Here is a 272-nt window from a genome sequence, read left to right on the forward strand (position 1 = left end):
GTATTCGATCAGCAGGTGCACGTGGTCGCCCTCCCCGTTGAACTCGACCAGCCGAGAACCGAAGTCGTCGCACACGCTGCGCATCACCTGTTCGCAGGTGGTCAGCATCTCGTCGGTGAGGACTCCGCGCCGATACTTGGTAACAAAGACCAAGTGGACGTGCAGGGCAGAAACAACGGAGCGGCCACGTCTGTATTCAGGCTCAGAAACCATAGACCAATGTTATTCTGTGGGTGTGCAGTTGCGATACCAGTACCGCGTCTATCCGACGC

General features: G+C 57.4%; 1 protein-coding gene. It reads right to left on the reverse strand.

All coding sequences use genetic code 11. The features are described 5' to 3' along the window. The coding region (gene tnpA, locus ACFWJO_RS39395; protein WP_386873066.1) for an IS200/IS605 family transposase at positions 1-213 on the reverse strand (213 nt) is incomplete at its 3' end. Positions 214-272: the final 59 nt, after the last annotated feature.

It is taken from the genome of Streptomyces sp. NPDC127092 (genome assembly GCF_042722475.1).
Classification (GTDB): Bacteria; Actinomycetota; Actinomycetes; order Streptomycetales; family Streptomycetaceae; genus Streptomyces.